Raw genomic sequence first — 12,018 nt, 5'->3', positions numbered from 1 at the left:
AGGAAAGGAAAAAATGTCAACACAATATGATAAAGAACAGGATGAAAAAATTCTTGCCCTGGAAAACCCTGATAAACACCAAGATAACAACAAGGGGAATTACAGGAGTATTACAATGGGCTCAAAGTCCTTTATAACGCTAGGTTCTTCTAATAATGTACTAGTTGGGAATTCTGCTGAAATTTTGGTCGGCCCTAGTGAGAGCTTTAAACTTGCCGTTAGTTTGGATGTCAAATTTTCAGCATATGAATCCCTAAATCTTGCGGCAAAACTGGAACAAACATTTGGCGTTAAATGTGATATAAATTACGGTATAACAAAAGAATACAACGGTGTGGACAAAACAGAAGTTGTACTTAATAGCAATATGAAAATCAGTAATAGAAAAATAGATGCTTCTTCTAAAAACATAACAGCATCACATCATAAATTAGATTTAGTTCGAGACGGAAAGGTAGTGAAAATCGGTTATGACTGGAATACAAATGCTCCAAGTTCGACAGATTGGTGGGGTGACAAAGATGACTTGAAAATTGCACTTGCTGGCTCAACCCAACAATATCAAACAGTAGTTAGTGAAGTTGACATTAATGGTACAGAAAAAAAGTTAGTTTTAGGAAACGAAATTAAGCAGGTTACTTATGATTTAGATTACACATCAAAAAGTGGGAATCTTGTTTTTTTATCTGAACAATCTAATATTATTATTGCCGCAAAAAAGCGTATAGAAATAAGTGCTGATGAGTTAGTGATCAAAACAAATAAGCAAATAGATAAAAAAGATAAATTAATAACGACAATAAGAAACCAAAATGTTCAAAGCGCGAAAATTACCATATTTCAATAACATCAAGGGCATTTTCCTCTAAATTATTGAAGTGTTTAATATAACCGCATTAACATCTATCTAAACACAAAAATGAGTGAAAATGATGGGGGAAGCCACTCATAAAATTAGCAACTGAAGGCCAAATTTCTCCCTAGGTAAAAGAGCGGCTTTATGTGTTCAAATTGGTTCCTCTTAAAAGAATGGTCATGTTTGCTTAACGAGTTTCACTATGAAAAAATGCAAAAATTTTGTCAAAAGACCAATTTCCGAAGTAAGCTCATGTGGCATCAACGCAGCGGAAACTGAGCGATTTGATGAAGTAAAGGCTCAGATTAATAATAAGAGCAAGATCATAGTCAGGGTTTCCTGGCCAGTGGTCGAAAAAGGCACGGAGGAGATATTACGCCACCATAGTAAGGATTTCCGCTGCGTGTGTTATTACGCTGTTGCTGCCACGCACAACAGAGGCATACAGGGATTATTCGATGGTTTAAACGCCATTTTGGATATGTGCCTGATCTATTGGGATAACGGCTTTCCCAAAGGAGGGAAAAAAGATGCCCGGTTAGCCGCGTTTGAATGGTATATCGAAAATATCTTACCTACCAAAGCCTTGATACAAGAAGAGAAAGACAAAGCGAAGCTAGAATTAGGCCGTTCGCTGGCGCTTGATATACATGAAGAATTGCTCAAGCACTATGGAAGAGCAGCGCCTGCTTTTGATTCATTGGTCGCGCTGTTTTCCCGCCGTATTGAAAATCTTGAGGCGAAACAGCGGGCGTCGCTGACACTGTTTGATCAGGCTGAACCGCCTCCCCTACAGTCTTCGACTACGCCTGCTTCGGCCGAGCCTGAGGCCGCGCTTTCCCAAAAGCCAAGCAGCAAAAAGGCAAATACGCCTTTGCTACTGATGATCGCACTGACCTTTTTTGCGGCGTTTTTCTACATTATCTACCAAGAAAAACAATTGGAGAGGCTAAAAGAAAACATCAAAGACTATTCCATTGAACGCGTATTGACCGTGATCAGACATGCGGATACGCCGACAGAACTCACCGCTATACAACAGCCCTTGTATGAAAGGCTCGCGGCGATTGTCAACACCTATGGCCACGAGCCGTTTTCTGTTGATAAAAGCCATAAAGTGCTGGCATCCATCAAGGAGTTTGAGCGGCTTTACCCTGAATCGAACAAAGCCGAAGTGTTAGAAAAGGCGTTTGTTTCTAAACATGCTGGTTTAGTCAGTGAGTGGGCGGCCTTAAACGAGGGCTTCAAGAAAGCCAGAACCCTGTTCGCGAACCTGAAAGAAGCAGGAGGTGAACAAGCAGGTATCATAAAATCCTATCAATACAGCAACACCCTTTTCCCATTGATGGGCAGAATCAACTTCGCCGAGAGCGAGCAATCATTGGAAGAGTTGGATAAAGCGCAATACATCCTCAACAGCTATCAGTACAAGATTAACCAACTTCGTGAGGACCTTGAATTGCAAAGCTTGGGAGTAAACGCAGAGGGGAGGAGAAGCGTTTCGCCATAGGCCTGAGCTAAGCCCCTTTTCTTGGATAAAATCAAACTACCTGAAGCTGACTGAATTCAGGCAATTTGGGTGTAAAAAAGGGCCAGAAAGTGCTGACCCTTGTGCAGACTTCGTGTACGTTACGCGTCGTCTTCTTCGTTCTTCTTCGCTGCTACGGTAACCGCAATCGCCAGTTCCTCAAGCGCTGCCGGGTTAGCAAGGCTTGGTGCATCAGTCAAAAGACACGCCGCTGCAGTGGTTTTCGGGAACGCGATAACATCACGGATGTTTTCAGTGCCACAAAGCAGCATGACCAAACGGTCAAGACCGAATGCAAGACCTGCGTGTGGTGGCGTACCGTACTTCAAAGCTTCAAGCAGGAAGCCGAACTTCTCTTTCTGCTCGTCTGATTCAATACCCAGAATATCAAACACAACAGTTTGCATGTCAGAGTTGTGAATACGCACAGAACCACCACCCACTTCGTAGCCGTTTAGAACCATGTCATATGCGTTAGAAATTGCTGATGCCGGGTTTGCGCGTAGCTCTTCTGCCGTCATGCCCAAAGGTGACGTGAATGGGTGGTGCATCGCGTGCAAATTACCTTCGTCATCTTCTTCGAACATTGGGAAGTCAACCACCCACAGTGGTGCCCACTTGCTGGTGTCGGTCAGACCCAGATCGGTACCCAGCTTCAGACGCAGTGCACCCATCGCTTCAGTCACCACTTTCTTGCTGTCAGCACCGAACAGGATGATGTCGCCAGACTCTGCGCCAGTGCGATCAAGAATGGCGTTAACCACATCTTCCGTCAAGAACTTAGCCACTGGAGACTGAATGCCTTCCATGCCTGCTGCACGGTCGTTCACTTTCACCCATGCCAGCCCTTTCGCGCCGTAAATACCAACGAACTTGGTGTAGTCGTCGATTTGCTTACGAGACAGTTCTGCGCCACCCGGTACACGGATAACTGCAACACGGCCTTTCGGATCGTTTGCTGGGCCAGAGAAAACCTTGAATTCAACGTCTTTCAGGATATCTGCAACATCAACCATTTCCAGCGGGTTACGCAGGTCTGGTTTGTCTGAACCGAAACGACGCATCGCTTCTTCGAACGACATGATTGGGAATTGACCCAGATCGACGTTCAACAATTCTTGCCACATATCGCGAACCATGTTTTCAGTCACTTCGCGCACTTGTTCTGCGTTCATGAACGAGGTTTCGATATCGATTTGGGTGAATTCTGGCTGACGGTCTGCACGCAGGTCTTCGTCACGGAAACACTTAACGATTTGGTAGTAACGGTCGAAACCAGACATCATCAGCAGCTGTTTGAACAACTGTGGAGACTGAGGCAGCGCGTAGAAGCTACCTTTGTGAACACGGCTTGGTACCAAGTAGTCACGCGCGCCTTCCGGGGTCGCTTTGGTCAGTACTGGCGTTTCGATGTCCAGGAAGCCGTTGTCATCCAGGAAGCGGCGAACAAAGCTCGACGCTTTCGCACGCAGCTTGATGCGGTCACTCATTTCAGGGCGACGCAGGTCAAGGTAACGGTGCTTCAGACGCTGTTCTTCAGAGTTGTTCTGGTTGAAGTCCAGTGGGAGTGGAGCTGCACGGTTGATGATCTCAACGCCACGCGCCAGCACTTCTACTTCACCCGTCGCCATACCTTTGTTGATTTGGCTGTCAGGACGCAAACGCACTTCACCGGTGATCTTGATACAGAATTCGTTACGCAGTTGGTTAGCAACCTCGAAGATATCTTTCATATCTGGGTCTACAACTACCTGAACGATACCTTCACGATCTCGCATATCGATGAAGATAAGACCGCCTAAATCGCGACGACGGTTAACCCAGCCGCATAGTTCTACAGTTTGCCCTGCGAGGGCTTTGTTCAGGTGACCACAATATTGGGTGCGCATATGAATTTCCCGATCTGTTACTTACTGTCCTTTTACGCCACAAGACGCAAAGTATCGAATGAGGGTTTGCAGCTTTTACTGCTGATGCCCGCTGGAAAATCTGCACCAGCGAACCTCTAAATATTTCAAAAAGACGGCGCATTATAAAGGAAAAAATGAGCCTGCGGTAAATCGTAGCCAGACTAAGGAAGGAAATCGTCGCAACTGCGCAAAAAAGCAGCAAAGATTGACCTCTCGCCAGTGTTAATTCCACAATAGCCGCTCAAACAATAGAAAGGACTTTAGGTTTGCAAACGCCGCTTTCCCAACTGACTTCACCGCCAATCCGCCTTGGTATGACTCAATGGTCACACAATTCATGGCAGCGTGTGTTCTACCCTTCAGGCACAAAAAGCGGCGAACGACTGGCCCGTTACGCAGAAGTGTTCAATTCAGTGGAAGGAAACACCACTTTTTACGCGAGTCCTTCCCACGCCACGGTAGCGAACTGGAAAGCGGCCACCAGCGATGCATTCAGCTTTACCTTTAAGTTTCCCCAACCCGTGACGCACCAAATGATGCTGCGCCATTCCGATGAAATGGTCTCAGAATTTATTACTCTGATGCAGCCACTCCACGAGCGCATTGGCCTTTGGAAAATTCAGCTTCCTGCAGCATTTGGGCCTGAGAATTTACCCGACCTCAAACGTTTTCTGAGCGCAATGCCGAAAGGCTTTAAACTGGGTGTGGAAGTTCGTCATCTCGCGTTTTTTGCCAAAGGTGAAGAAGAACGCGCGTTGAATGCGATGCTGATGGAGCTTGGCGCCAACCGCATCATCATGGACAGCCGCCCTGTTTTCGCGGTTCCACCGGATACCGACGCCCTCCTTGATGCCCAACAGAAAAAGCCGAAAGTGCCCGTGCATGCCATTTCGACGGCAGAAACCCCCATGGTGAGGTTTATCGGAGACCCAACGCTGGAGCGAAACGATAAGTTCTTTGCCAACTGGCTGAAGAAGATCCCAGTCTGGATAAATGAAGGTAAAACGCCTTATCTCTTTATTCACACTGCCAATAACGACGAAGCGCCGCAGTTAGCAGCGCGTTATTACGAAAAGCTGTGTGAGCACATTACCTTGCCACCGTTAGCGCCCTTAATGCCGGAGCAACCTAACAGCAGCCAGATGAGTTTGCTTTAGAGGGGGCTCTGGGTCCTGCAACGTTTTTTAAGTCACGGCCGCCACTTCAAGCTTTTGCTTTTCCTAGGACCTAGGACCGCTCTTTGCCCTTCCTAGAACCTTCTTCAAAAATACCAACTGATTTCCGCTTCCAGAAAATCGTCTTTGCGGAGCGAGTAAACAGGGTCAGATGGGGTATCAGAATCAAACATCCAACCAGTGACTGTCCAGCTCCAGTCGTTGCTGAAACGCCCACTGGATTCGAGCCTAACAGTGACCGAATCAGAGTTATCCAAATCCACCGTGCCACCAACCAGAAACTCGGTGCCGTCTAAATCGTTCAATACCCAACGAAGTCCGGCAAACAAATCATTTTGGCCTGCCACTGGCGCTTTTTCACCGCGGTTGTCATAAAGGTATTCCACCAAAAAACCAAGGTCGGTTATGCCGTCGTTTACACCAACATAGGTGTATTCAAAGCCGCCAGTAAACGCCGTGTGATTGTCTAAGCTGAATCTTCGAATAGCTTCTGCTTTCCACAGCCAGTCTCCGAAAATCGCCTGCACATCCAGTCCGACCTGACTCATCAAGGCATAATACGGTTGAATAGAATTCGACAAACCCTGCACGAAATATGGATCCCGATTAGTGCCATGAAAAGCACTGACACCGAAGTCCCATTGGTCCCACATTAGCGAGTAACGCCCCGCCACATCCGGATACCATTCTTCATGTCGTGATTCGTATTGCGCTTCTGTATCACCCAACCCCGGGAAAGCCAGTCTGCCATCATTGCTGGCGAAGGTTCGTTCCCGAAAGTAAGGAAGCAGGTACAAATCGAGCAGGCTGTCATCAAATTCCCAACCTATGCTCACCATGGGTTGCCCGAGTTTTACTTCACCATCAATTGCTTCAACTGCGTCGGTTTGATTAATCACATCGACTAAATGTTGTGACTCCGTCACGCCCCAGAAGACAATACCGACACCCGCGCGAATTTCGTAATTGCTGTCATAGTGTCGCCACAAGGCCTCGCGAACATCACCATGAGTACGGTCGTCGTCCATCGAGTCCCAACGGAAAAACGGCGAGAACACAAAACTCGAGTTGCCCTCTTCGGTTTCCCAATAAAGCTCTGGCTCTATCGCCACCGAAGTCTGGCTTTTGCTTTGTCCCAACAAGCCGGTTTCTGCAAACTGACGCTGCTGGAATGAGATTTCACCTTCTGCCTCAAAATGCTCGAAGGCAGAAAGGGGAAGCGCAGCCAGCGCCAGTGCTGCCCCCAATACTGCTGATTTCATCCAACCTCCTAGCGCGCACGTTTCAGGCTGGATTTGGAGAAATCTTTTTCTTCAAGCCCCGTATTGAATGCCAATTTGCTGGTGGTCAGTGTCGTCACTTTTCCGGTCTGGTGGTTCTCCATCACCATTTCAAGCGCACGCCAATACTGGTCCATATACTGCTGGTAATCCGCGAAGCTCAGGGTTTTCAGCAAAGTGTCACGACGGTCGTAAAACTCGATTTTCAGCGGGCGATAGTGCTCTTTATCCAGCCACACTTTCTGACGGGTATAACCGGAATATTTATCGGTCGGGATTTGCTCCACCACAAAGCTGTCTTGCCCTTCGACAGACTCATCACCCAAATAGTTGAAACGGTACTTTTCCAGTTCAAATGAGCTCAGATCTTCATAGGCAAACTCACTGCCCACAAATGGGCCTGACTTGTTGCGTGATGCAATTCGTTTAGTGCGCTTAAGCGCTGGCAGATACAGCCACTGGTCATCCGGGCCTGTCACATGCGAATAGTTCAGAAATACCGTGCCACGCACATCTCGCGGTTCATCAAAAATCGTCAGACCTTTATCGCCGTCATCTGCCACTTCCAATGTGTTGATGCGCAGTTTGCGCTCACTGGTATCACCATTAGCGTTTTGCAGCACCATGGTCAGAGTGGAAGCACTATCGCCCCACCCTTCATCTCGCTTTTTGCGCTCTTGAGCAATTTCCAAACCGCGAGCTTCATCCGCCATCAGCGGCATTGATACGCTCAACAGGCTTAATGACACCACCACCGCCTGACTTAACTTCTTCATCGTGCTCATAGTTCTCTCCTTGATTCTTTTTTGTCTTTTGTCTGTTCGTCTATTGGGCGGTTTGTGTCACTAGGTTTTCAGATTCACGGGCGTAAGGTTTACGGTCGGCAACCAGCAATACTGCAGGCAGAAGGATGAAATCGACCACCAGCGCAATGAAGATCACTATGGCACTTAACATGCCCATGTCAGCGTTTAAGCGGAATACGGACGTTGCCAGTACACTGAAGCCTGCCACCAGCACCACTGTGGTGATCCAAAGTGCACGGCCAACGGTGCTGAATGCGTAACGGATACCTTCTTCAACATTGCGTCCTTGAAGGCGCGCATAGCGATACTTGGATAGGAAGTGAACCGTGTCATCCACCACGATGCCAAGCGTAAGAGTCACGACAATAGAAAGTCCCAGATTGATCTCACCGGAAATCACTGCCCACAAACCAAAGCCGATAATGGCGGGCGCAAGATTCGGCACCAGACTGATCGCACCCAGTCGCCATGAACGCAGCGCAAATACCAGCAGACCAGAAATCAGCACCAGTGCAATCGGCAAGGTCTTGAGCATGCTTTCCATATTGGTTTCGCCAATGTGGGCAAACATCAGGTTCGGACCGGAAGAGGTCATGTCGAATTGCGGCGCGTTAGCGGCAAACCATTTATCCATGCGCTGCTCAAGATCGATGAGCTCAACGCTGCCCAAGTTATCGACGGTAAGCAGCAACTTCACTGCCGACTTATCAATGTTTATTTCGTTGTTCAGGTCGAGGCCGTAAGGCAGCGACATCTCATACAGCAGCAGATATTGGGCCGCTAGTTCGGGATCAGTCGGCAATTGATAGTAGGCTTCATCATCGCCATGCATGTTCTTGTTCAAACGCTTGAACGTGTCTGAGATAGACGCAACATGGTCGACTTCCGGTTGAATACGCAGCCAATCCGTAAAACCGTTCACAGCTTGTAAGAACTCAGGCTGGGTGATGCCTTGAGGCTGGCCAGATTTAATCGACAAGCTGATGGCCGTGGTACCACTGATGTTTTCTTCCATAAAGTCAGCGGCCTGACGGAAGGTGTTTTCAGGGCCAAAGTACTCCACTGAGTTGTCATTTACTTGGTTCTGAACAAGCAGCATGCTGCTCAGCACCACCACAACAGCACTGACAGGCAAAATCATTTTGTGGTGGCGAATGACTGAATCAGCAATCCAGCCCATCACCTTGTTGCCAGAGCCTTGCGATTGCTTCACTTTCACAGGCATCAGTTGTAGCAATGCCGGTAGCAAGGTCACTGAGAGGAAGAACGCAATCATCACACCCACCGCTGCCAAGTTACCCATGTCACGAAGTACCGGCGAGTTCGATGCATTCATCATCAGGAAACCGATAGAAGTGGTGACCGAGGTGATCAACAGTGCAAGGAAGTTCAGCTTCAAGGCATAGCTAATAGCCTCAGATTTCTCTTTACCTTCACGAAGCGCATGAACATAAGACGTGATCAGGTGAACACAGTCCGCCACCGCCAACGTCATGATCAGCGTCGGTACATTCACGGTGCCGTTATTGAGGTAGTGCCCCACCCAGCCAAGCAATCCCATTGTGCTGGCGATCGTGAGTACGATGACCACCAGCGTGGCAAAAACAAACTTCCACGAACGCAACATGAAACCCAGAAAGACCAGAATCACCAAGAACATCATGGGTACCAATGTATTGCCGTCATCCATGGCAGCGAGAGCAAAGGCATTGTTCAGGGCAATGATCCCGCCAAGATGAAACTCTACATCGCTGTGTGACTGGCTAACTCGGTCGAGCAACTGGTCTGTAAAAACAGAGATTTCATTGACTTCAACACTCTGGTCACCGTCAGGAAGTTGGAAGGTAATCGTCACGACAGCAACACTGCCATCCTGTGACACACTTGAACCCACAAGTCGCGGTTCGTTCAATGCGACATCTCGGATATAGGCGAGACGTGAAGCATCCAGATCAATGTAATCCGCAGCCAAATCCTCAACCAGCAAGTCATCTTCTTCTGCTGACGTATGCTGATAGTTGGTAATGGAATCAACACGGCTGGCATATGGCGTTTGCCAGGCTTCATCGGTCAGTTGCTTTACCAGTGACAGGTTTTCTTCGGTGAAGACATCACCATTAGCAGGTGCAACCACGATGGATAAGGTATCGGTTTTGTTGAAGGTGGCTTCCAGCTCTTTAAACGCCTGAAGTTGAGGGTTTCCTTCATCAAAGAAGATTTGGTAATCGCCGCGGAAATACAGTTTGGAGGCACCAAACGCCGCAAGCAGGGAAATCAAAACACTAAGGATTAAAAACAACCATGGCCTTAAGGTTGGCCATTGGGAAAGATCTCTGTTCATCACAGGCTCCGTTTGTGACGATTCGTCAATAAATCCGCTTTAAAAAGCCAACACAGTGGCTTAGTAAGACTCAACAGATTTCCGAACCAACCTTGACGAAACGTCAAAATTGGAAAAATTAAAAAGCGCTAGTGCGCCATGACAACTTTCCACACAACGGTAAGTTGACGATCCGTCATAAATGACGTTTCGTCAATATAGATCAACCAGTATCACATTGAAAGCACTTTTTGACGATTCGTCAGGATTAGGCTTTTTGCCCAAGAAGAGCAAGTTCCTCAGAGAAGAGTTCTTTCCTTGCACGGGCCCAGGTTTGCTCATAGTCGAACTCAGTCGACAACGGTTTCCAACCAAGACCATCCAGCAGGAAGTTAATGTTTTGAAGGACAATATTGTGATTCAGTTGGCGTGACACACAAGTGCTGTGTTCCGCGTTATGAACCAAGGCGTTTGTACCAAAACCCATCGCCCAGTTAGCAAACACAACGTTGTCTGATGTCACACCAGGGTTCAACACTAGCTCACCCGAGTTAATACCGTTTTGGATGAACGCATCACCAATAGATACCGCTATTTCTTCCAGCTCATTGAGTTTTTCCAGGCGCTCAGGCGCACTTTTTTCTGTCACAGCAGGCGTGCGGCTGACCATGGCACACATGGAAAGAATGGGTTCGAGTTGGGAGAAAACGAAGTAGCCTGCATGCATGGCGATACATTTCTCGCGGCTGGAGCCATCAAATGCCAAAGAACGTTTAAACATTGGTAGCTCACGACTTAGCGCTTCAATCGCCAGAGCCGCAATCAGGTCTTCTTTGCTGTTAAAGTGATTATAAATTGTTCCCTTGGAGTACGAGCTAGCTGCAGCCACTTTATCCATAGTCAGTTGAGCAAAGCCTTCACGCATCACAACATCACGCGCGATTTCCAACAGCTCTTTTTCTCTGTCACGCATGGCAAGCTGCTTGCGGCTCAAAGACGAAGTATCGACGTTGTAAATCGCGGACATTCTGTTTTCGATGGTTTGCTCTAACATAATCACTTCCTGCACAAGATCAGCTCACTTATAGCATGGAACATGACAAAACGGAAAACGGTCGCTGTATTTAAAAGCTGACAACTTGACGAAATTCAATGACCCGACAATTCACACATTGAGCTCAGAATAAGCAGGATAGAGACAAGCGAAGCAAAATTCTCTACAATACGCGCCCTTTGGATGCTGGATGGAAACTGGCGTCAACGAGTGTAGTAATACCGAATCTCAGGAATGCAGAGATCGACGGTAAACGGTTCTTTTTAGGCAGGTTCAGATGGCAAATCGCGACAATATTTTTGCTGCGCCAATCGAAAAACTGGGTGACTTTACCTTCGACGAAAACGTCGCCGAAGTTTTTCCGGATATGATTCAACGCTCGGTACCGGGCTACAGCAACATCATTTCTGCAATTGGCATGCTGGCTGAGCGTTTCGCCACTGATGGTAGTCGTGTTTACGATTTAGGTTGCTCGCTGGGCGCAGCAACTCTGTCTATGCGCCGTCATATTAAAGCGCAAAACTGCACCATTATTGGCGTTGATAACTCTCCTGCGATGGTTGAACGCTGTAAACTTCACGTCAATGCTTACCGCTCAGACACTGATGTACAAATTCTCGAAGACGATATTCGCAATGTCGATATTCAAAACGCTTCTGTGGTTGTGCTGAACTTTACCTTGCAGTTTTTGACCCCAGACGATCGTCAGGCGCTTCTCGAGAAGATCTTCGCTGGCCTCAAGCCAGGTGGCATTCTGATTCTCTCTGAGAAATACAACTTCGCCGATGAAACTGCGAACGAGCTTCTTATTGACCTGCACCACGATTTCAAACGCGCCAACGGTTACAGCGAGCTGGAAATCAGCCAAAAACGCAGCGCATTGGAAAACGTGATGAAGCCTGACAGCATCGACACTCACAAGCAGCGCCTGACTGACATTGGTTTCAGTAGCGTGGCGGTCTGGTTCCAGTGCTTTAACTTCGGCTCCATGTTTGCCATCAAGTAACTACCAAAGGCCAATAGACCCTGGCTAAACAAATTCATCGCGCTGGGTAGTCCCAGCGCAATACGAAAAACCAAAAGACGATA

9 protein-coding genes are annotated in these 12,018 nt (G+C 47.6%); 4 read left to right on the top strand and 5 right to left on the bottom strand.

Translation table 11 applies throughout. From position 1 onward, the window contains the following. The first annotated feature begins 13 nt into the window (after positions 1-13). Positions 14-847 (top strand): hypothetical protein, encoded by an 834-nt coding sequence (locus tag QL223_RS06530; protein WP_281544244.1) that lies wholly within the window; start codon positions 14-16, stop codon positions 845-847. A 211-nt stretch (positions 848-1,058) separates the two neighbouring features. Then, the gene (locus QL223_RS06525; RefSeq protein ID WP_281544243.1) at positions 1,059-2,366 is read left to right on the top strand and encodes a type VI secretion system ImpA family N-terminal domain-containing protein; all 1,308 of its coding nucleotides are present in this window, start codon (positions 1,059-1,061) and stop codon (positions 2,364-2,366) included. A gap of 119 nt (positions 2,367-2,485) precedes the next feature. Here the strand turns inward: QL223_RS06525 and aspS are convergent, their stop codons facing one another. Then, positions 2,486-4,273, bottom strand: coding sequence for an aspartate--tRNA ligase (gene aspS / locus QL223_RS06520; protein WP_281544242.1), 1,788 nt, complete (start codon positions 4,271-4,273; stop codon positions 2,486-2,488). A gap of 335 nt (positions 4,274-4,608) precedes the next feature. On the opposite strand from aspS, the gene QL223_RS06515 reads away from it, so the two are divergent. Then, the gene (locus QL223_RS06515; RefSeq protein ID WP_051997505.1) at positions 4,609-5,451 is read left to right on the top strand and encodes a DUF72 domain-containing protein; all 843 of its coding nucleotides are present in this window, start codon (positions 4,609-4,611) and stop codon (positions 5,449-5,451) included. A gap of 104 nt (positions 5,452-5,555) precedes the next feature. On the opposite strand, the gene QL223_RS06510 is transcribed toward QL223_RS06515, so the two are convergent. The 4 genes from QL223_RS06510 to QL223_RS06495 form a co-directional block, all read right to left on the bottom strand. Beyond that, positions 5,556-6,731: a hypothetical protein gene (locus QL223_RS06510; RefSeq protein WP_281544241.1), complete on the bottom strand. Its 1,176-nt coding sequence runs from the start codon at positions 6,729-6,731 to the stop codon at positions 5,556-5,558. A gap of 8 nt (positions 6,732-6,739) precedes the next feature. Then, positions 6,740-7,525, bottom strand: a complete 786-nt coding sequence (locus tag QL223_RS06505) for an outer membrane lipoprotein-sorting protein (RefSeq protein ID WP_281544276.1) — start codon at positions 7,523-7,525, stop codon at positions 6,740-6,742. 49 nt (positions 7,526-7,574) lie between these two features. Then, positions 7,575-9,896, bottom strand: coding sequence for an MMPL family transporter (locus QL223_RS06500; protein WP_281544240.1), 2,322 nt, complete (start codon positions 9,894-9,896; stop codon positions 7,575-7,577). A gap of 247 nt (positions 9,897-10,143) precedes the next feature. Beyond that, complete coding sequence (locus QL223_RS06495) at positions 10,144-10,929, bottom strand: TetR/AcrR family transcriptional regulator (RefSeq protein ID WP_002538498.1); 786 nt, start codon at positions 10,927-10,929, stop codon at positions 10,144-10,146. A gap of 277 nt (positions 10,930-11,206) precedes the next feature. Here QL223_RS06495 and cmoA point away from each other — a divergent pair, with 277 nt between their 5' ends. Continuing rightward, complete coding sequence (gene cmoA / locus QL223_RS06490) at positions 11,207-11,935, top strand: carboxy-S-adenosyl-L-methionine synthase CmoA (protein ID WP_002538500.1); 729 nt, start codon at positions 11,207-11,209, stop codon at positions 11,933-11,935. Positions 11,936-12,018 lie beyond the last annotated feature (83 nt).

It is taken from the genome of Grimontia sp. SpTr1 (assembly GCF_947387585.1).
Taxonomy (GTDB): Bacteria; Pseudomonadota; Gammaproteobacteria; order Enterobacterales; family Vibrionaceae; genus Enterovibrio; species Enterovibrio indicus.
The sequence above is the reverse complement of the archived record's forward strand: the minus strand, read 5'-3'. Positions and strand labels throughout refer to the sequence as shown.